General features: G+C 60.5%; 18 protein-coding genes. 5 read left to right on the forward strand and 13 right to left on the reverse strand.

Translation table 11 applies throughout. The features are described 5' to 3' along the window. Nucleotides 1-18 precede the first annotated feature (18 nt). Complete coding sequence (locus N5D22_RS09855) at nucleotides 19-1,752, forward strand: GGDEF domain-containing protein (RefSeq protein ID WP_279656196.1); 1,734 nt, start codon at nucleotides 19-21, stop codon at nucleotides 1,750-1,752. Nucleotides 1,753-1,781: 29 nt separating this feature from the next. On the opposite strand, the gene N5D22_RS09860 is transcribed toward N5D22_RS09855, so the two are convergent. The 5 genes from N5D22_RS09860 to N5D22_RS09880 form a co-directional block, all read right to left on the reverse strand. Beyond that, nucleotides 1,782-2,891 carry an endonuclease/exonuclease/phosphatase family protein gene (locus N5D22_RS09860; RefSeq protein WP_279656197.1) on the reverse strand — a complete coding sequence of 370 codons (1,110 nt, stop codon included), beginning with the start codon at nucleotides 2,889-2,891 and terminating at the stop codon, nucleotides 1,782-1,784. 215 nt (nucleotides 2,892-3,106) lie between these two features. Further along, nucleotides 3,107-4,135, reverse strand: coding sequence for an ABC transporter ATP-binding protein (locus tag N5D22_RS09865; protein ID WP_279656198.1), 1,029 nt, complete (start codon nucleotides 4,133-4,135; stop codon nucleotides 3,107-3,109). Beyond that, the gene (locus N5D22_RS09870) at nucleotides 4,123-5,817 is read right to left on the reverse strand and encodes an iron ABC transporter permease (RefSeq protein ID WP_279656199.1); all 1,695 of its coding nucleotides are present in this window, start codon (nucleotides 5,815-5,817) and stop codon (nucleotides 4,123-4,125) included. Before N5D22_RS09870 ends, N5D22_RS09865 begins: the two co-directional genes overlap by 13 nt. Nucleotides 5,818-5,826: 9 nt before the next feature. Then, the gene (locus N5D22_RS09875) at nucleotides 5,827-6,810 is read right to left on the reverse strand and encodes an ABC transporter substrate-binding protein (RefSeq protein WP_196378737.1); all 984 of its coding nucleotides are present in this window, start codon (nucleotides 6,808-6,810) and stop codon (nucleotides 5,827-5,829) included. A 330-nt stretch (nucleotides 6,811-7,140) separates the two neighbouring features. Beyond that, nucleotides 7,141-8,385, reverse strand: a complete 1,245-nt coding sequence (locus N5D22_RS09880; protein ID WP_035223971.1) for a PLP-dependent aminotransferase family protein — start codon at nucleotides 8,383-8,385, stop codon at nucleotides 7,141-7,143. Nucleotides 8,386-8,658: 273 nt separating this feature from the next. Here N5D22_RS09880 and N5D22_RS09885 point away from each other — a divergent pair, with 273 nt between their 5' ends. Then, nucleotides 8,659-9,111, forward strand: a complete 453-nt coding sequence (locus N5D22_RS09885) for an RbsD/FucU family protein (protein WP_003522400.1) — start codon at nucleotides 8,659-8,661, stop codon at nucleotides 9,109-9,111. Nucleotides 9,112-9,219: 108 nt separating this feature from the next. Further along, nucleotides 9,220-10,251: an endonuclease/exonuclease/phosphatase family protein gene (locus N5D22_RS09890; protein WP_279656200.1), complete on the forward strand. Its 1,032-nt coding sequence runs from the start codon at nucleotides 9,220-9,222 to the stop codon at nucleotides 10,249-10,251. Nucleotides 10,252-10,325: 74 nt separating this feature from the next. Here the strand turns inward: N5D22_RS09890 and ilvC are convergent, their stop codons facing one another. From ilvC to N5D22_RS09905, 3 genes are all read right to left on the reverse strand, one after another. Further along, entirely contained in the window at nucleotides 10,326-11,345 is a 1,020-nt protein-coding gene (ilvC, locus tag N5D22_RS09895) for a ketol-acid reductoisomerase (protein ID WP_003495030.1), read from the reverse strand. Nucleotides 11,346-11,394: 49 nt separating this feature from the next. After that, a complete protein-coding gene (locus tag N5D22_RS09900) occupies nucleotides 11,395-12,048 on the reverse strand; it encodes a TetR/AcrR family transcriptional regulator (RefSeq protein ID WP_003507581.1) in 654 nt (217 codons plus the stop codon). Between the two features lie 388 nt (nucleotides 12,049-12,436). Next, nucleotides 12,437-13,345, reverse strand: coding sequence for an AraC family transcriptional regulator (locus N5D22_RS09905; protein ID WP_279656201.1), 909 nt, complete (start codon nucleotides 13,343-13,345; stop codon nucleotides 12,437-12,439). Between the two features lie 188 nt (nucleotides 13,346-13,533). Between N5D22_RS09905 and N5D22_RS09910 the strand changes: the two genes are divergently transcribed. Beyond that, entirely contained in the window at nucleotides 13,534-14,580 is a 1,047-nt protein-coding gene (locus tag N5D22_RS09910) for an NAD(P)-dependent alcohol dehydrogenase (protein ID WP_279656202.1), read from the forward strand. A 241-nt stretch (nucleotides 14,581-14,821) separates the two neighbouring features. Here N5D22_RS09910 and N5D22_RS09915 read toward each other — a convergent pair whose 3' ends face one another. Together N5D22_RS09915 and N5D22_RS09920 are read right to left on the reverse strand one after the other, a co-directional pair. After that, nucleotides 14,822-16,087, reverse strand: a complete 1,266-nt coding sequence (locus N5D22_RS09915; protein WP_279656203.1) for an NAD(P)/FAD-dependent oxidoreductase — start codon at nucleotides 16,085-16,087, stop codon at nucleotides 14,822-14,824. A gap of 71 nt (nucleotides 16,088-16,158) precedes the next feature. Next, a complete protein-coding gene (locus N5D22_RS09920) occupies nucleotides 16,159-16,914 on the reverse strand; it encodes a pyridoxine 5'-phosphate synthase (protein WP_279656204.1) in 756 nt (251 codons plus the stop codon). A gap of 235 nt (nucleotides 16,915-17,149) precedes the next feature. Between N5D22_RS09920 and N5D22_RS09925 the strand changes: the two genes are divergently transcribed. Next, entirely contained in the window at nucleotides 17,150-17,848 is a 699-nt protein-coding gene (locus N5D22_RS09925; protein WP_347881150.1) for a MerR family transcriptional regulator, read from the forward strand. 6 nt (nucleotides 17,849-17,854) lie between these two features. Here the strand turns inward: N5D22_RS09925 and N5D22_RS09930 are convergent, their stop codons facing one another. The 3 genes from N5D22_RS09930 to N5D22_RS09940 all read right to left on the reverse strand — a co-directional run bounded on the left by N5D22_RS09930 (nucleotide 17,855) and on the right by N5D22_RS09940 (nucleotide 19,899). Continuing rightward, nucleotides 17,855-18,982: an ATP-dependent RecD-like DNA helicase gene (locus N5D22_RS09930; RefSeq protein WP_279656206.1), complete on the reverse strand. Its 1,128-nt coding sequence runs from the start codon at nucleotides 18,980-18,982 to the stop codon at nucleotides 17,855-17,857. Between the two features lie 78 nt (nucleotides 18,983-19,060). Beyond that, on the reverse strand, nucleotides 19,061-19,543 hold the full coding sequence (locus N5D22_RS09935; RefSeq protein ID WP_279656207.1) for an SRPBCC family protein: 483 nt from the start codon (nucleotides 19,541-19,543) through the stop codon (nucleotides 19,061-19,063). Continuing rightward, complete coding sequence (locus N5D22_RS09940) at nucleotides 19,540-19,899, reverse strand: metalloregulator ArsR/SmtB family transcription factor (RefSeq protein WP_020810226.1); 360 nt, start codon at nucleotides 19,897-19,899, stop codon at nucleotides 19,540-19,542. Before N5D22_RS09940 ends, N5D22_RS09935 begins: the two co-directional genes overlap by 4 nt. Between the last annotated feature and the right edge of the window lie 64 nt (nucleotides 19,900-19,963).

The following is a 19,963-nucleotide window of genomic DNA, read 5'->3' on the forward strand; positions in this document are numbered from 1 at the left end:
GTGAGAACAACGCTTCAGATGCGCGCGAGCATACAGAAAGTCCAGCTGACAGGCACGATCATCATCGCCGTAAGCTCTATCCTGCTGGCGACCCTTGCCGCGCTGCCCAGCGTCTACAATTATCTGCGTTATCGCACCAATGCGGCGCAGCTCACCCGCTTCGAAACCGCTCTCCAGTCCGCATGGCTGGTCTCGGCCGAGCGCGGGCCCGCCAACAATCTGATGGGCGCCTCCGTGCCGGATGCAAGGCTGGTCGAGGGGCTTGCCACCGCACGCAAGGCAACGGACGACAAGCTGTCGGAACTGGAGAGATACTTCACCGACGATATCAAGACACAGCCTGAACTGGCGGCGTCACTTGCTGAAACCCGCCAGAGGCTCAGGCAATCGCGGGAGCTGGTCGATCAGGTTGTCGCGCTCCCCCCTGACGTACGCAACCACGGCCCAATGTCCAACGCGATTTCATCGATGTTCAAGGCGGCGGACAGCGTCAACATGCTGCGCGGCAGGGCGGCGCGCGCCATCATCAAGGTAACGCCCGATGTGGCGATCGACATCGCGCTGACAGGCACCGCCGGCGTCATGCGGGACAGGATCGGCCGCCTCGGTTCCTATGTGATCATGAGTCTCAATGCGAACAGGCAGGAAAAACTCGGTTATCGCGCCAAATTCGACACCGAGATGCAGGGGCTGATGTCACTGAAAGCCTCGCTGATCAATTATACCGCCGCCTATCTGTCGACGCCGCAACTGGACGGAGCGCTGCGCGACCTCGAAACCTATTATTTCGGCCAGGCGCTGCGTTATGCGCAGAATACCATCGTGATGGCCCAGCCGTCCGCCCAGCCGAGCGCTCTTGAATTCTCCAGGAACTATATTGCCGGCATGCGTTCGTCCGATACGTTACGCGACCTTATCCTGTCCGAAACGCGCGCGCGGATCGAAAAGAGAAAGCAGGAGGCGCTGATCTACGGTGCAACATCCCTCCTCCTCGCGGGTATCGCGGTCTTGGTGCTGTTGCGGCTGACATCCGTTTACAAGACCACGCTGTTCCGGCCCATGCAATCCGTCCAGGCGCAGATCGCCGCCATTGCCGCCGGTGATCTTTCCGGGGGCAAGCATGCGGACAAGGTGGCCCCGGAAGTGAAGAAAATGTTCCAGGAGCTGGATTTCCTGCGCGAGCAGCTTCGTCAAAAGGGAGAAATGGAGAAGCAGCAGCGCGCGCTGGCCGAGCAGCTCCGAACCCTGTCCGAAACCGATGCGCTGACAGGCGTCTTCAACCGCCGCGCGTTGGAAAAGGCTGTTCGCGCCTTGCTGACCGGCGACGAACAATATCACGCACTCGGCGTGATGATCATCGATATCGACCATTTCAAGTCGATCAACGACCGACACGGCCATGCCATGGGCGACCTTGCGCTGCAAAAGACGGCGAACCTTCTAAGGAGCGCGTTGCGCAAGGGCGACATTCTGGCACGATATGGTGGCGAAGAATTCGTCGTCGTGCTGCAGGATGTCAGCCACGCCACGGCCACCGCCGACCGTCTTCGCCGCCTGATCGAAGCCCAGACCATCGATGAGCAAAGCGGCCTGTCGCTCACGGCCAGTTTCGGCGTGGTCTGGCAGGAAGTGCGGGCCATCACCAGCTGGGAAGAGTTGATCGCCATCGCCGATGACCGGCTTTACGAGGCCAAGCGTGCGGGCCGCAACCGGGTCTGGGCAACCTATTTCCCCAAGGCCGCGAACGGCTGAGTGACCCGCCGGCGACGGTGATGCGCCGCCTAGATCAGATCCAGCGTCATGACCACGGGGCAATGATCGGAAGCCTTCGGGCGGTCCCAGCCGGTGCGGGGGTAACGCTCCACCGCCTGCCCCGGCGGGAAGACCGTGCGGTATGGCTGTCCATTGCGAATGATTTCGGGGACATGCGTGGCGTTCGTTTCCGCAAGGCGCGGCGAAAGCCAGATATAGTCGAGCTGGCACAGGTGCTGCTCCTGCGGCCCGCGTGAGTGGTAGAGCGTCCAGCGATCCATGACGTCACGGCGCATCATCGGATTGACCACGAAACCATCGGCCGTGAAAATATCGAGCGCGCTGCGCTCCTCCTCGACGGGCGCGAAGCTGTAACCGCTGCGCCTGTCGCCGGAAATCACGACACGTTCCTGATAGTCGTTCATATCGCCGCAGATCGCGAAATTCTTGTTGCGGGTATTGCCGACACCCCAGCGGTTTTCAATGATACGGCGAACAGCCATCGCCTCCGCCTCGCGGATCGGCATGGTGCCGAGCCGGGCGTCGACCGCATCGCGGGCATTGGTCATGGATTTGAAATGCGTGACGTAAAGCGTCAGCGGCTTGCCGCCGATCCTCAGATCGATTTCCAGGCAATCCCGTTTGAAGATTTTGTCATCGATCTGGTTGGTCGCCGCCAGCTCCGGATTGAAGAGATCGAGATTGCGGTAGGTCAACGCCGCATGGCTCTTGATGTCGACGACCTCGATCCTGTCGCCGTCCCGCGTCTCCTCGCGCATGACGACGGCGACATCGATGCCGCGGCCGTCATTACCCTCGACCAGATATTTCTGCAGGTAGCCATTGCCGACCATGCGGTAGAGATAGCCATATTCGAAGGCCTGCAACGCGGCCATGTTGTCCACTTCCTGCAGGCAGAGAATATCGGCATTCGCGTCGGCGATGGCGAGCGCCGAAAGCTGGCGCGTATCGTCGGTGGAAGACACCATCCGCGCGCTTTCCAGCGCCTGATAGGTCGCCTCGTCCCTGATATCGAAAAGCTGGATCGCCCTGTCGCGCCGCGTCTGGTTGCGAAAGCCGGTGAAATCGAAACGGGTGAGGAGATTCTCGATATTGAAGGTGGCAAGCCGAAGCGACATGAATCAATCCTATTGCTGCAGGGGAAGCTTAGCTGGTGTCGCGCCGCCTCGCCAGTAGCTAGGGCCACGTCCTTCACCCTCCCTCATTCCTGTGCTCGTCACAGGAATCCGGTCAGCCCAAGTCCTTGGGCTGAAAGGACTCTCTCCGCCGCGCAGACGCGCGTCGGCTGGATCCCTGTGACAAGCACAGGGATGAGGGAAGTACACTTATCGCACTAAAGCCGCCACGCCGCACGAATGGCAACCGGCAACCGATCACCGACAGAAGCCGCTTCCCGCGAATAGGCTCTCAGCACCTGCCCGTCCGGCATGTCGAGACGTAGGGCATAACGCTCGCCCTCGTAAAGAACCGACGTCACAGTGCAGGCGATGCCCTCCGCATCCCGCACCACATCCTGCGGCCGCACGAGAATATCCGCCTGCGGTGATCCGGTTCCGCTCTCCATAGCCGCCCGAAGTCCCGTCCAATCGAGGTCGCGCGCAGCCACTTCCGGTACCGGCAATGTCACGATTGCCCCCTGCCCCACCAGCGAACCGACAAGCCTGCCCTCCGGCCGCGCATACAGTTCCGCCGGCGGCGCGACCTGCAAAAGCTTGCCCTGCGACATCACGGCGACATCGGTCGCCAGCGCCATGGCTTCCGCCTGATCGTGGGTGACATAGATCATCGTCGCGCCGGAGCGGATGTGGAACTCGCGGAACGTCTCCTCCATCTCCTGCCTGAGATGCCGGTCGAGATTGGCGAGCGGCTCGTCGAGCAGCACCACGTCAGGCTCGGTAACGAGGCAGCGGGCGAGCGCCACGCGCTGCCGCTGGCCACCGGACAATTCGGCGGGACGGCGATCGGCAAAGCTTTCGAGACGGACGGCGGCCAGCGCCTGACCTACCTTCTCGCGATATTTCTCGCCTGATATGCCGCGCACCTTCAAGGGATAACCGGCATTGTCGGCAACCGACATATGCGGCCACAGCGCATAGGACTGGAACACCATCGCCATGTTGCGCCGCTCCGGCGGCACCATGCTGCCGGCATCGGCCAGCACCCGCTCGCCGAGCAGAATGGAACCGTCGGTCGGCTGTTCGAAACCGGCGATCATGCGCAGCACCGTCGTTTTGCCGCAGCCGGAAGGCCCGAGCAAAGCGAGAAAACCGCCATCACGTACCGTGAGCGACACATCGTCCACGGCTGGTTTCGAACCGGCACCGAAACTCTTCGACAGGCGGTTGAGGATCAGTTTCGCCAAGGGACCACTCCTTTCGGCAGATAGCGCCCCAGAATTTCGAGCAGCAGCATGAGGATAATCACCATGATGACAACGAGTACCGAAAGTGCAGAGGCAAGATCGAAGCTGCCGCTGTCATCGAGATTGTAGATGAGGACGCCAAGCGTCTGGGTGCCGGCGGACCACAACAGCGCCGAAACCGTCAGCTCATTGCAGGCGATCAGGAAAACGAGAATGACCGACGCCCCCGCCGCAGGCCCGACCAGCGGCAGGATGATATCCTTCAGCCGCCGCCAGAAGCCGGCGCCGGAGAGCCGTGCGGCCTCCTCCAGCGATGGGTCGAATTGCAGGAAGGCACTGACCATGGGTTTGAGGCTGACGGCGAAGAAGGAGGAGAAATAGGCAAGCAGGATGATCCAGATCGTCCCGTAAAGCGTCACGCCGAGAAGTGGGATCGGAGCTGCAAAAAGCAGCACGAAGGAGACGGAAATCACCACACCAGGCAGCGCATAGGGAATATCCACCAGCGCCGAAAGCAGGAACATGAAGCGGCTCTTGCCGCGCACCAGAAAATAGGCCGTCAGCACCGTCACCGCCAGCAGGCAAAGCGAGGTGGCCGTCGCCAAAAATAGCGAATTGCGGAAGGCGGTACGCGTCACGCTCTGCCGATAGAGCAGCTCCTCATAGGCATGCAGCGTCGCAGTCTTCAGGCTGAGCGGCACGCCATAGGCAGGCGCAAGCGAGCTTGCCACCAGCGCAGCGAGCGGTGCGACCAGCATGAAGAACAGCACCAGCCAAAGGGCGAGTTCCGCCGGCACCCGCCAGCGCGAAAGCCCGAAGGTTGCGGCTTTGCCGGAAAGGCCGATGATACGATAATCCCTGCCCTTCATCGCCCGTTCCTGAAGTGCAAGCCCGGCGACCGAGATGATGGCGATCATGGTGGAGAGAATGGCGATATCGCCGAAGGTGCTGGTGCCGAAACTGGCGAAACGGCTGTAGATGAGCGTCGGCAAAGTGAAGATCGAGGCGGGGATGCCGAGGATCGCCGGAATGCCGAAATTACCGACACTGGAGACGAAGGAGATCGCCGCCCCGGCGATCAATCCCGGCGTCGACAGCGGCAGGATGATATCGAACAGCACGCGGCGCGGCGAAGCGCCGGAAAGCTTGGCCGCCTCGATTCCGTCCTGCGGCAAGGCCAGTAGGCCGGCGCGCAGCGACAGATAAACGAGCGGCGCGTGCTGCACGCCGAGCAGAAGCGCGATGCCCGCAATGGAATAAAGCGGCTGCGGCGAACCCATCGCCGGCGCAAGGCCAATCGCCTTCAAAAGCGTGCTCGACGGGCCGGTCATGCCGATCCACGACAGCGCCGTCACCTGCGGCGGGATCATCATCGGCAGCATGAACAGGAAACTCAGGATCGACTTGCCGCGGATGTCGCAAAGCGTCAGCGAAAGCGCGAAAGCGCCGCCGATCAAAAGCGAAATCAGCATGCCGAAAAACGAGGTGGAGAGCGTGTTCAGCGCCGCATCCCAAAGGGCGGGATCGGCGAGAAGCCGCCATATGTCACCGTTAAGTGACGATATGATGCCGGTATAGGCGAGCCGCCCGAGCGGCAGGGCGCTGAGCGCAAAAACAACGCTGACCACAAAAGGAAACAGCCAGCGCGGCTGGCTGCTTCCATAGGCATTGGAACGGGACATGCCGCTATATCAGCCCTTGGAGCCGAAGATGTCGGAGAAAGTCTTCAGGTCCTGTTCGGAATTCTTCAGCGCATCGGCAGCGTTGAGCGGCAGAACCTTGATCTTGTCGCGGGCCGGGAAACCTTCCGGCATGCCGGCATCGGCACGCACGGGAATGTAACCGAGCTTGACGAAGCCCTGCTGGCCCTTTTCGGACAGCACGTAATCGACGAACTTCTTGGCCGCTTCCTCATGCTTGGTGCCCTTGATGATCGCGACCGGCTCGGTGACGGCCGAAACGCCCTCTTCCGGGAAGACGAACTCAACCGGCGCGCCCTTGGCCTTTTCGCGGATCGGCATGTAATCGACGACCACGCCATAGGCCTTTTCGCCCGAAGCGACGGACTTCAGTACCGCGCCGTTGCCGCCGCCGGCAATGGCTTCATTGGTCTTCAGCTGCTTGTAATAGTCCCAGCCGAGATCCTTAACAGCGGCGAGCGTCTGCGCATGGATCAGCGCCGCACCCGAGGTCAACGGGCTCGGCATGGTCACGAGACCCTTGGCTTCCGCCTTGGCCAGATCCTTCCAGCTCGTCGGCTTCATCGCGGCAGCGGTGTTGTACATGATGCCTGTCGTGATGAGCTTGGTGGAGTAATAGAAGCCGTCCGCATCGTAGAGCGAGGCGTCGATATTCTTGGCTTCCGCAGACTTATGGGCGAGAAGCTGGCCAGCCTGCTTCATGCGCTCCAGCGTCACGGTATCGGCGATCAAAAGCACGTCGGCAACCGGATTGCCGGCATTGATCTCAGCCATCAGCTTGGCCATGATCTTCGGCGTTCCGTCACGCACCCATTCAACCTCGAGACCGGGATTGGCGGCCTTGAAACCATCAACGGTCGCCTGCGCGTCCTCGTTGGGCTGGCTGGTGTAAAGCACCAGATCGGCGGCATTGGCGGCGGTGGCGATGAAGCCGAGCGACACGATGGCGGTGAAAGCGGAGAGCAGCGTTTTCATGGGTCCAGTCCCTGTTGTTTGGTGGGACCGCTAAAACATGATTGCATAACATGTATGTGACAGGCAGGATTTTTGGGGTGGGATCTGTTGGGGCCGTCGCGGTTAGGAGTAACAATGCCCCTTCGCGCTTGCAGCTCACCCCCCTCTGCCCTGCCGGGCATCTCCCCCTCAAGGGGGGGGATCGGCAAGAGGCGCTGACACCACTTCATTTTCAGCTGTTGATATGGCGATACCTTAACCGCGAGTCGATCTCCCCCCTTGAGGGGGAGATGTCCGGCAGGACAGAGGGGGGTAAGCCGCACCCTCCGTCACTCCCGAGAACCGCCGACATCAAATCGCCGGCAGCGCCTCGCCCGTTTCCGCCTGTGCCGTTGCGATCAACCGGCCAAGCCGCTTCATGCCTTCCTCGATCATCGCCTCGTTGGCGCAGGAGAAGCTGATGCGCAGCGTGTTCGTGCCAGAGCCATCCGCAAAGAATGCCCGGCCGGGAACGAAGGCAACCTTTTCCGTGGCGATGGATTTCGCCAACAGAGCGGCGCCATCCATCCCCTCAGGCAACGTCACCCAGATGAACATGCCACCTTCCGGCTTCGTCCAGCGCGTACCCTTCGGCATGTATCTGTCGAGTGCGGCCAGCATCGCATCCCGGCGGGCGCTATAGGCGGCTTTAATCTTGGCGACCTGCTTGTCGAAGCCGCGCGAGGCGACACGTTCGATGGCGATCTGGTTGATGGTCGAGGAGTGCAGGTCGGCAGCCTGCTTCATCAGCACCAGCTTGCGGATAACCGGCGCGGAAGCGACGATGTAACCGACGCGAAGGCCTGGTGCGAGCGTCTTCGAAAAGCTGCCGCAATAGATGGTGCGGGTGTTCTCAATGCCGCCCGAGCGGGCGATGTCGAGCGCCATTATCGGCGGAACAGCTTCGCCATCGTAACGCAGCGACTGATAGGCGGCGTCTTCGATGACGGCGATATCGAGTTCATCGGCCAGCGCCAGAACCTTTTCACGGCCGGCGAGATCGACAGTTTCGCCGGTCGGATTGGAGAAATCGGCCGAGAGATAAGCGAACTTCACCGCACCGCCGAGCTTGGCGGCATTCTCACGGTAGGTCTCGGGCGTGCGGTTGCCGCCGGGGTTCAGCTGGTCGTAATTCGGCTCATAGGCGTTGAAGGCGGAAAGTGCGCCGAGATAGGTCGGCCACGTCACCAGCGCCGTATCCTTCGGCGACAGGAACAGCTTGCCGAGATAATCGAGACCCTGCTGCGAACCGGAAACGATGAAGACATTGTCGGCGGTGCAGTCGATGCCGATCTCGGCCATTTCGCCCGCCAGCCATTCGCGCAGCGGCTTGTAACCTTCGCTCACCGAATATTGCAGCGCCGAGTTGACCTGCGAACCCGAAAAAATTTCCGCATAAGCCTGCTGGAACTCCTCTGCGGGGAAAAGAGCCGGGTCCGGAATACCGCCGGCAAAGGAGATGATATCGGGCTGCTCGAGCAGCTTCAGCAACTCGCGGATTTCGGACGCTTTCATGCGCGAAGAGCGCGTGGCGAAAATTTGTTCCCAATTGAGCATGGGTACGTTTCCTCTTGTGTCGTTTTTATGCGTGCATCTTTACAGAAATGTCGATACGTCAGCAATACTGACTTATCAGTTTTTCGAATTATTTCTGCCTCCCTGCACCTTGCCCGCAACCGACCTGCCTTAAGGCCCGATTTTGCGGACAAAGCCAAATACACCCTTGCGCAAAGCTTCACAATCACACCTTTGCGATTGACGCGGCAAGGTTTTCCGGCTGGATTGCGCGCGCGCCGCAACACGGCGAAAGCATCATGGGAGTTTGATGACATGCTGAAAAATATCGACCCGGCGCTGAATGCCGATGTCCTGCACGCGCTGCGCGCCATGGGGCATGGCGATACGCTGGTAATTTCCGATACCAACTTCCCTTCCGATTCCGTTGCCCGCCACACGACCGTCGGCAAGGTGCTGCATATCGACAACGTCTCCGCAGCCCGCGCCATGAAGGCGATCCTCTCCGTCCTGCCGCTCGACACGCCGCTGCAGCCTTCCGTCGGCCGCATGGAAGTGATGGGCGCGCCGGATCAGCTGGAGCCGGTACAGGTGGAAGTGCAGAAGGAAATCGACGCGGCGGAAGGAAAATCCGCACCCATGTACGGCATCGAGCGCTTCGCCTTCTACGAGCAGGCAAAAAAAGCCTATTGTGTCATCACCACAGGGGAGACACGGTTTTATGGCTGCTTCCTTCTGACGAAGGGTGTCATCCCGCCAGCGAAGTAAGGCCGAAAACGGGAAAATGACGCCGGCCGCCCACCTTCATGACAATTTCAAGTTGTTATGGCAAAAACTTCCACTAGGCTTGAAAAACCAACCGGAGGTGTGCGGATCATGACCCAATATGTCCTGGCGTTCTGGAATGTCGAAAACCTGTTTGCGCCGGAGGGTTATCCGGCGCGAGAGCCGTGGATTGCCGAGCGGCTGAAGAACGATCTGAAAGGCTGGACCGAGGACCTGTTCAAAACCAAGGTCAAGCAGCTCGGTTCGATCATAAGCCAGATCGGCGGCGCGGGACCGGATCTGCTCGGTGTCTGCGAAGTCGAGAACCGTTTCGTTCTGGAGACGCTGGCGGAACATCTGAACGACCTCATGCCCGCGCGCTCCTACCGGGTCGTGCATGCCGATTCCAGCAAGGACCAGCGCGGCATCGATACCGCCTTCATCTATGACAGCAAAAAGCTGCTGATCAACGAGAACGAGATTTTCAGCCATTTCGTGATGCGCCGCACCGGCACGCGCGACATTACCCAGTGCACTTTCATCACCAAGGGCGGCCGCCAGCTTATCGCGCTCTCCAATCACTGGCCGTCGCGCTCGGGCGGCGCGGTGGAAAGCGCCGGTTTTCGCATGACGGCCGGTGAAACGCTGGGCTACTGGCACCAGCGTATCAGGGAAGAGAAAGGCAACGACATCGCCGTTGTCGCCTTCGGCGACTTCAACGACGATCCTTCCGATGCCTCGCTACGCTACCACGCCAATTCCACCCGCGAGCGCGACGATGTCGAAAACTCGCAATCGGCCATGTTCTATAATCTCACCTGGAATTACCTGCGCCAGCCGGTGGTCGATTCCGTCGGCACGGCAAGAACGATCTACGGCACGCTCTATTTCAACGGAGACGCCAATATCTTCGATCAGATCCTCGTTTCCCGATCGCTTCTGACCGGCAGCAGTGGCTTCAAGGCGCGTGAGGAGACGGCAAAAATCGAAGCCATTGCCGCCATGGTCAGCCACAGCAAGAATGAGGGGCCGATCCGCTTCGGCCTGTCGAAAGGCGATGCGGTCAAAAACGTCAATCTCGGTGGGTTCTCCGATCACTTCCCGGTTTCGGTGGTTACCGAAGAAGAAGACGCCATCGTGTGATCGAGCACCAGGCACAATGCAAAAAAGGCCGGAGCTCTCGCCCCGGCCTTCCAATCTTCTGCAAGCAATGAAGCTTAGTTGACGGCCTTGTCGACCAGCTTGTTCTTGCCGATCCAGGGCATCATGCCGCGCAGCTTGGCGCCGACTTCTTCGATCTGGTGGGAGTCGTTGTTGCGACGGATACCCTTGAAGCGGGCGCCGCCGGCCTTCCATTCCTGCATCCACTCGGAGGTGAACTTGCCGGTCTGGATGTCGTGCAGGACGCGCTTCATTTCAGCCTTGGTGTCGGCGGTGATGATGCGCGGACCGGTGACGTATTCGCCCCACTCGGCCGTGTTGGAGATCGAGTAGTTCATGTTGGCTATGCCGCCTTCATAGATCAGGTCGACGATCAGCTTCACTTCGTGCAGGCACTCGAAATAGGCCATTTCCGGTGCGTAACCGGCTTCGACCAGGGTTTCGAAACCGGCGCGGATGAGTTCGACGAGACCGCCGCACAGAACGACCTGTTCGCCGAAGAGGTCGGTTTCGCATTCCTCTTTGAAGTTGGTTTCGATGATGCCCGAACGGCCGCCGCCAACGCCGCAGGCGTAGGAGAGAGCGAGTTCAAGCGCGTTGCCGGAAGCGTTCTGATGAACGGCAACGAGGCAGGGAACGCCGCCGCCCTTCTGGTATTCGCCGCGAACCGTGTGGCCGGGGCCCTTCGGTGCGATCATGACGACGTCGAGCGATGCCTTCGGCTCGATGAGGCCGAAGTGAACATTGAGGCCGTGTGCGAAAGCAATTGCTGCGCCATCACGGATGTTGCCGGCGATGTCGGCCTTGTAGATGTCGGCCTGGAGTTCGTCCGGCGTCGCCATCATCAGAAGGTCGCCCCACTTGGCGGCTTCGGCAACGGTCATAACCTTGAAGCCGTCGGCTTCGGCCTTCTTGACGGTCGGCGAACCGGCCTTCAGAGCGATGACGACGTTCTTGGCGCCGGAATCCTTGAGGTTCAGCGCATGGGCGCGGCCCTGGGAACCGTAGCCGACAACGACGACATTCTTGGACTTGATGAGATTGAGATCGGCATCACGATCATAATAAACGCGCATTTTATGGTCCTTCCCTAATGCTTGTCTCTCAGTTGTCTGAACCGGAATGTCAGGCGGGTTTGCCGCTGAGTTCCGAATGTACCTTTTCCGTGCCGTAGAGGGTCAGAAAGGCGACGACCGCCTTCTTCGCCCGGGCGGAAAAATCCTTGTCCGGCGCCTCGCCCAAAAGCATGCGCACATGCAGATCCGAAACGATGAGGCCGTAAAAACTACGATATGCCTCCTCGGCATCATCGAAACGCAGATAACCGGAACGGCGACCCGCCTCGATCAGCCCACGCGCCCGCCGGTCGATCTGGCGACGGCCGCGTTCCAGCAAGAGATCGCCGAGCTTCGAGCCGTCACGGCTCGCCTGCCCTATCGCCAGACGGTTAAGCGCCAGTGACACGTCACCCGCCAGCACATCCAGCAGATCATGCGCGAAAACCTCGAGGTGATCGGCAAGCTGCGGTGCGGAAACGCGGTCACCCGCCTTTTCAAAGGTGCGGACCTTGCTCTGCTGAAAGGTGATCATCGCCGCCAGCAGGCCGTCCCGGTCACCAAACCACTTATAGAGGCTTTCCTTGGAACAGTTGGCGGCGCGCGCCAAACCGGATGTGGTGAGCGCTTTCTCGCCGCCCTCGACCAATAGACGCAATGCCTGGTCCAGAACGGCGTTCTGGCGCGGCGAAAATTCCTGCGCTGTGATCGGGTCGGAAGCCAAGTCTTTCCACTCCAGGGGCTCGATTAATGTACCGTACGGTACGGTTCGAGCGCCATTTAAGCGGAGGCTGCGTTGCGGTCAAGCGGATTCTTCAGAGAGGATGAGAATTGACGCGGTGCGGCGGAGGGTGAATGCCGGCTTGGGGAGCTTTATCAGGAGGTTTTGTGTTGGTGGCAGATCGATGGTGGGGGCTTTACCCCCCCCCGCCCTGCCGGGCATCTCCCCCTCAAGGGGGGAGATCGACTCGTGGTTGGGTCTCGCCCATCTCAACGTTTGCGAATGGAGCGGTGGTAGGGCCTCCTGCCGATCTCCCCCCTTGAGGGGGAGATGCCCGGCAGGGCAGAGGGGGGTAAGCCCCACGTGCCACCGCTCCGCCTTGAATGGACACCTACCCAGCCGCGCTGATCTCCCGCGATGCATCGATATCCCGCGACGGCGATAATCCGTAAAAGCGGCTATATTCACGGCTGAACTGCGACGGGCTCTGATAACCGACGCGGTGGCCGGCGGTGCCCGCATCCAGCCGCTCCAGCAGCATCAGCCGCCGCGCCTCATGCAGGCGCAGCTGCTTCTGGTACTGAACCGGCGTCATGGCCGTGATCGTCTTGAAGTGATGATGGAAGGACGAGACGCTCATGCCGATATGATCGGCCAGATCCTCGATACGCAGCTGGCGGGCAAAATTCTCGCGCAGCCAGGCGATGGCGCGGGCGATGCGGTTGCCATGGCTGCCGGCCGCGATGATGTTCATAAGCTGCCCGCCGGCCGGTCCGGTCAGAATACGGTAGAGGATTTCCTGCTCGATCAGCGGCGCCATGGCCGGGATGTCCGCCGGACGGTCGAGCAGACGCAACAGGCGAATGGCCGCGTCGAGAAGTTCCGGCGTGGCCGTATTGACGACGATGCCGCGCTGCGCATTCGCCGGCTCGGCGGGCGGATCGATGGGCACGCGCCGCATGAGATCGAGCAGCTTTTCGCTGTCGATGGCAAGTGCGATGCAGAAATGCGGCACCTCCCTGCTCGCCTCCACCACCCGCCACGCAACCGGCAGATCAAGCGAGGTCAGGAGATAATCCCCCGCCCCGTAATTGATGGTGTCGGTTCCCAGCCGAACGCTTTTCGAACCCTGGATCACCATGGCGAGACAGGGGCGATAGCTGCCGTGGCATGGGGCGCTTGGCGTCGTGCGCCGGCTGATGCCGAGGGAGTCGATTACCGTCTGCACCTCACCGTCCTCAGTGGTATGCCGCGCGGCGATGGAGGCGATCTCCTGATAGACATTGAACGGCAAGGACATGGGGAAATCCCTTAGCTTAAAGAAGAGATGCGGCTGATGCCTTTTATCTAGAAAGCCGCGCGGCCCGCGCAAAGAGTGGCCCACCATATTTTTGCAGGATCGTGCAAAAAGCTCGGAGGATCGCTCTAACGCCGCGTCCCTCTTCCATCGCATATTCCGACGTCCCCAACTCCCGAAAGGATATTCAGATGGCTATTGCTAGAGGTTACGCTGCGACCGATGCGTCGAAGCCGCTTACCCCGTTCACCTTCGAACGCCGCGAGCCGAATGATGACGACGTCGTCATCGACATCAAATATGCCGGCATCTGCCACTCGGACATCCACACCGTCCGCAACGAATGGAAGAACGCCGTCTACCCGATCGTTCCCGGCCATGAAATCGCCGGTGTCGTGAAAGCCGTCGGTTCAAAGGTCACGAAGTTCAAGGTCGGCGACCGTGTCGGCGTCGGCTGCTTCGTCGATTCCTGCGTCGGCTGCGCCACCCGCGACCTCGACAACGAACATTATATGCCTGGCATCGTCCAGACCTATAATGACGTCGACCCCTTCACGAAGACCGCGACCCATGGCGGCTATTCCGACTCGATCGTCGTCAAGGAAGGTTATGTCCTGTCGATCCCGGAAAACCTGCCGCTCGACGCTTCCGCACCGCTTCTCTGCGCCGGCATCACGCTCTATTCGCCGCTGCGCCGCTGGAATGCCGGTCCCGGCCAGAAGGTCGCGATTGTCGGCATGGGCGGCCTTGGCCATATGGGCGTTAAGCTCGGCGCGGCCATGGGCGCGGATATCACCGTTCTTTCCCAGACATTGTCGAAGAAGGAAGACGGCCTGAAGCTCGGCGCGAAGGAATATTACGCCACCAGTGACGCCTCGACCTTCGAGAAGCTGGCCGGCACCTTCGACCTGATCATCTGCACGGCCGGCGTCGCCATCGACTGGAACGCCTATCTCGGCCTCCTGAAGCCCAAGGGCAGCATGGTCGTCGTCGGTGCGCCGGAACATGCAATCCCGGTGCACGCCTTCTCGCTCATCATCGGCGCGAAAAGCCTGTCCGGCTCGATGATCGGTTCGATCAAGGAAACCCAGGACATGCTGGATTTCTGCGGCGAGCATAACATCGTCTCGGAAATCGAGACGATCAACATCCAGGATGTCAACGAAGCCTATGAGCGCGTGCTGAAGAGCGACGTGCGGTATCGCTTCGTCATCGACATTGCATCGCTCGACGCTTGATGGGCGCCAAATCGACGTCGTAACTAAAAAAGGGCGGGGAGCAATTGCTTCCCGCCTTTTGATTGGGGCAAACCTCTCCTTCCACACGACGTCATCCTCGGCCTCGTGCCGAGGATCTGCCAACGTCCCGTCAATTCGATACGTTGCAGATGCTCGGGACAGGCCCGAGCATGACGACGGAGAGGTTATTACCCTCTAGGACAGTAGGCGGCCGGGATCTCCCGCCCTTTCCGCCTCCGCCTCAGGCTTCGTCCTTCAGCGTCTCTTTCTGGGTAATAAGCCGAGCGCTGTGCTGGCCGCTCAGGTAAATCCACAGCCAACTCCACGCCACGGCAAGCCGCGACCGTGTTCCGATCAGGAAGTAGATATGGGCAAGCCCCCATATCCACCAAGCCAGTACGCCCTTGAGCTTGAACCTGCCGAAATCGATCACCGCCGCGCGTTTGCCGATGGTCGCCAGATTGCCCTGATGGCTGTAACGGAAGGGAGCCGGCAATGGTTTGCCGTCAAGCCGCGCCTTGATGACCTTCGCAACATAGGCGCCCTGCTGCTTTGCCGCGGGCGCAATGCCCGGCACCGGCTTGCCGCTTTCCTGATTGACCGCCGCCGTGTCGCCGATAACGAAGATGTCGGCATCGTCTTCCAGATTGAGATGAGGTCCGACGATGACGCGCCCCGCCCTGTCGGCGGCGGCGTCAAGCCACTTCGCGGCGGGCGACGCCTGCACGCCGGCGGCCCAGACGACTGTGCGGCAGGGATAATAGGTCTCGCCCACCGTCACCCCTTCATCGGTGCACGCCGTCACCGGTGTTCCGAGCAGAACCTCGACGCCGAGCTTTTCGAGCGCCGCCTTTGCATAGGCCGAAAGATCTTCGGTGAAGACCGGCAGAACGCGGGGGCCAGCCTCGACGAGCAGCACCCGGGTCTTTCTGGTATCCACATTGCGGAATTCCGCCGGCAGCGCCTTGTGGGCCAGCTCGGCGATCATGCCTGCCATTTCCACACCCGTCGGGCCGGCCCCGATGATCACGAAGGTCAGCAGCGCCTGCCGCTCTTCCTCGCTGGTGGCGAGTTCGGCCCGCTCGAAAGCCAGAAGCAGGCGACGGCGAATTGTCGTCGCATCTTCCAGCGTCTTGAGGCCGGGGGCTGAACGTTCCCACTCATCACGGCCGAAATAGGCGTGGCGCGCGCCGGTGGCCAGCACCAAGGTGTCGAAGTGGATCGCTTCACCCGAATTCAGCTGCACGGTCCGTGCCGCCCGGTCTATGCCGGTCACTTCCGCAAGCAGGGTCGTCACCTCCTTGCGGTCGCGATAAAGATGGCGGATCGGCCAGGCGATTTCGGATGTCGCGAGAGCCGTCGTCGCAACCTGATAAAGCAGGGGCTGGAACAGGTGGTGATTGCGGCGGTCGATCAGTGTGATGCGGACAGGGGCCCCCTCCAGCCCGTGTACCAGTTGCAAACCGCCGAAACCTCCACCCACGACGACAACATGATGTTCTTGCATATGTCTCTGCCTTCCAAAGCTTGCGCACGGAGCATGCGCAGGCAAAGCATAGGCGAAAAAATTGACTTTGGTTATGAAATAGCCTGACCGCAGGCCTGACAAAAACGCCGGACTGTTTCAGCCATGCCATATTCCAGCGCATCCGCCGTCAGCCCGTGACCGATGGAAACCTCCGCCAGATAAGGGATACGTTTCATCAGCCTGGGCAGGTTCGCCACAGTGAGATCATGGCCGGCATTGACGGCAAGCCCGAGCGCTCTGGCATGATCCGCCGTCTGCCCGAGCTTCTCGACAAGCACATCCGCCTTTTGCGGATCGTCAAAACAGCCGCCATAAGGGCCGGTATAAAGCTCGATACGGGAAGCCCCCGTCTCCGCCGCCAGTTCCACCGGCTCCCGCTCTCCATCGCCATCGGCAAAAAGCGAGACGCGCATGCCGCCGGCCTTCAGGCGTCCAACGACATCCTTCAGGAAAACGGCGTGTTTGCGGAAATCCCAGCCATGGTCGGACGTCGCCTGCGACGGGTCGTCGGGCACCAGCGTCACCTGCTCCGGCTGGGTCTTCTCGCAAAGGACAAGGAAATCTTCAGTCGGATAACCTTCAATGTTGAATTCCGCACCGGGGAAACGATCATCGATCAGTGCCCGCAGCACCGGCAGGTCTGAAAAGCGGATATGGCGCTGGTCGGGCCGCGGGTGTACAGTCAGCCCGCTTGCACCCGCCGAGAGTGCAATTTGCCCGAAATGCGCGACATCCGGCCATGGAAGATCGCGACGGTTGCGTAACATGGCAATTGCGTTCAGATTGACAGAAAGTTTAGCGGGCATGTCATCAGGGCTCCGGTTCGGAATTGACATCCTGTTTCACGCAGGTTGAGGCCAACCGCAAGGAGGCCGGCAGATTTTTTATGAGGGCGGGAACGAAAACACACAATACACGTTACGGTTCTTATGTAGCGTTTGGCATGATGTCTTGATCGGAAAACAGGTCCGTTGCCGGGGAACAAGCAACGGACGCCTTAAAAAGGCAGGCACGCTGCCTGAAAGCGCGAAGGGGGAGACAATGCAGGATGGCCGGATGCCGTTCGAAAATCACGGCGACGAGGACAAACCCAATCTAAGGATCAGCAGCTTTTTACCGGATATAAGCCTGCCTTCCTCCCTGCCCGCCGAACCGGTCCCCATTGCCGACATGGCCAATATCTTCGGCGTCACCCATCGGACGCTGCATTTTTACGAGGAGAAGGCGCTGCTGACCTCGAAGCGCATCGGCCAGATGCGGGTCTACACCCATCGCAACGTCCAGCGCATGGCCGTCATCAATGTCTGCCGCGAAGTAGGCATTTCCGTCGCCGCCATTACCGAGATCATGGAAAAATTCGTCCGTTCGCTCTCGCAAGATGAGGCGGACGACATATTCCACGCCGCGCTGCGGCAGCGGAAGCGGGAATTGACGGCGGAACTTTCCACCCTTCAGCGCCAGGCGCAGCAGATCGAGGAACTGCTGGTCACCGACACCGATGCGGACGGCATGGATGGCGCGGAACGGGCCCCGGCGAAGGACATCGCCCTGACCGATACCGAACGAAAATGTCTGGAGCTGATGGCGGAGGGTTACGCCCCGGTGCGCCTTGCCCGCGCCCTTGGTCTTTCGGGCAGCGATCTCAATGTCCTCGAGGCGAAGATCATCGGCAAGTTCAATGCCAGCAACCGCTTTCAGGCGGTCGCCAAGGCGGTTCTGCTCGGCGTCATCCGTGCATAGTCACGATCAACGAACGATTGTCAGTGTCTCCGCCGCACGGGTAATGGCAGTGTAAAGCCACCTTTCGCGCGAGTACCGGAAAGCATAGCTTTCGTCGAAGAGGACCACGTTGTTCCACTGCGAACCCTGCGCCTTGTGCACGGTCAGCGCATAACCGAAATCGAACTCGTCGTATCGCTTGCGGGTCGACCACGGAATTTCGGTCTCCACGTCCTCGAAGGCCGCCTTCAGCAATTTGATCTTGGCCGCACCGCGATCCATATCGTCGTCTTCCGGCCGGATCATCAGGTTGATGCCGGGCTTCACCGTTTCGCGCGATGAACTCATCACCTGCCATAGCGAGCCGTTGAGCAGCCCCTTGGCCGGATCGTTGCGCAGGCAGACCAGCTTGTCGCCGGATTGCGGGTAATCGGCGGTAAAACCCTTCAGCTCGCGAAGCCGCTGATTGTAGCGGCGGCGGGTGCGGTTGGTGCCGACCAGCACCTGGTCGGCGTCGAGCACCAGCGACTGCGTCACCTCGGATTTGGAAATCACCTGCGCGGTCCCGTAATCGCCACGCATGATCTCGCGGCCCTCCCGCACATCCATGGCAAGATGGATGATCGGATTGTCCTTGGCCTGCCGATGGATTTCCGACAGCAGATAATCCGGCTCCTGCTCGGTGAAGAAGCCACCTCCCGAAACCGGCGGCAGCTGGCCGGGATCGCCGAGCACGAGGATCGGCGTGCCGAAGCTCATCAGGTCCCTGCCAAGCTGCTCGTCCACCATCGAACACTCATCGATGATGATAAGCGCCGCCTTGGCGAGCGGGCTCTGGCGGTTGATGGAGAACATCGGCGCAATCGAAGTCTTGCCGGTTTCCTCGTCTTCCACGGTTTCTTCGCCGCGCGGGCGATAGATCAGCGAATGGATGGTGCGGGCATTGGTGGCCCCGCGCGAGCGCAGCACCTGCGCCGCCTTGCCGGTGAAGGCCGCAAACAGCACCTCGCCATCGACATTTTCCGCGAAGTGCTTGGCAAGCGTCGTCTTGCCGGTTCCGGCATAACCGAACAGCCGGAAAACCGGCGTCCGGCCTTCCTTCAGCCAGCGGGAAACAGCCTTCAGCGCTTCGTCCTGTTGCGGTGAAAATAACATGCGCCCTCATCGCAGGATTCGAGCGTTGTGCGCAACAGAAAAAGAACGAAAGATGAATCATCTCGCCAATATGAAGGCTCAATTGACCGCTTGCTTCTCGACAAGCTGCGCCAGCTGCTCCGCAACCGTGTTCCAGCCGTCGAAGAACCCCATCTCCGCGTGCCTGTCGCGATCCTCAAGATTGTTGTGCATGGCGTAAGCCACATATTCCATGCCGTCGGGGTGATCGCGAAACGTCATCACGGCGGTGAGGAACGGCTGGGCGGAGGGGCGAAAACCCGCCGTCAGCGCATCGGTGAAAACCAGACGCTGCTCATGATCCACCGCCAGAAAACATCCTTTGACATGCGGACCGAAGGCCATGCCGTCCTCGCTGTAGCGCGTTTCGAAAGCGCCGCCGGGATGGAGCTCCATGCGGTCGACCCGGCATTGGCCGGGATGCGGCACCCACCATTGTTCGAGGCTCGCCCTGTCCGTCCAGGCATTCCAGACGAGCCGGCGCGGCGCCCTGATGACGCGTGAAATCTTCAGATCGAGGTCGGGATTGAAAGTCTCGGTCATTGGTCATTCTCCCCTTTGCTGGACATCCTGTCCTGTTGTGCCATCACGAATTGTTCGAGCCGGTCGGTGCGGCCTTCCCAGATGGCGCGTTGTTGTGACAACCAGCCATCGAGCATGGAGAACCTCTGTTTCTCCAGGGAACAGAACCGGACACGCCCTTGCTTGCGCGTCACGATCAGCCCCGCCTCTTCCAGCTGGCGGATATGTTTCATGAAGGATGGCAGGGCCATGTCGAAGGGCTCGGCGAGCGTTCCGATACTCGCCTCCCCGCCGCCCAGCCTCAGAATCACCGCCCTGCGGGTCGGATCGGCAAGAGACTGGAAGATATCGTCGAGCGCGTCTGAATAGTTTTCCATAAGGCTAACTATCATATCGAAATAGTTAGCTCAATGGATAAGTTTAAAAATCGCGAAAATTCGT

The sequence above is a fragment of the Agrobacterium sp. GD03872 genome, from assembly GCF_029840625.1.
GTDB lineage: Bacteria > Pseudomonadota > Alphaproteobacteria > Rhizobiales > Rhizobiaceae > Agrobacterium > Agrobacterium fabrum_A.